This window comes from Herbaspirillum lusitanum P6-12, from assembly GCF_000256565.1.
Taxonomy (GTDB): domain Bacteria; phylum Pseudomonadota; class Gammaproteobacteria; order Burkholderiales; family Burkholderiaceae_D; genus Herbaspirillum; species Herbaspirillum lusitanum.
The window spans coordinates 1-322 of the sequence record NZ_AJHH01000489.1 but is presented as its reverse complement, the minus strand read 5'-3'; the positions used below and the strand labels follow the sequence as shown (position 1 = coordinate 322).

Sequence of the window (322 nt, the reverse complement as noted above, 5' to 3'; positions counted from 1 at the left end):
CCGCACGGCCGTGAACGTGATTTCGTGGATGCGTGGCGCGCATGTACCCTGCGCTCAACGACGAACGCATGGCCATCGACGACTACACCAGCATCGTCAATGAACGTCATTTCACGCGCTTGCAGGCCCTGCTCGACGATGCCCGCGAAGGCGGCGCGACAGTCGAGAAACTGACCACGCATACGCCGCACCCATCGACGCGATTGTTGCCGCCGATGGCGCTGACGCAAGTCGCGCCGGAGGCACGCATCCTGCAGGAAGAAATTTTCGGGCCGTTGCTGCCGCTGGTGACTTACGAGCATCTCGTCTCTGAGAGAGAGAG

At 61.8% G+C, this 322-nt stretch carries 1 protein-coding gene; it reads left to right on the top strand.

The genetic code is table 11. The annotated features are described in order from the left end of the window. Positions 1-41: 41 nt before the first annotated feature. Positions 42-322 (top strand): aldehyde dehydrogenase family protein (locus tag HLUSI_RS29080; protein WP_162098080.1); only part of this gene is annotated, 281 nt, incomplete at its 3' end.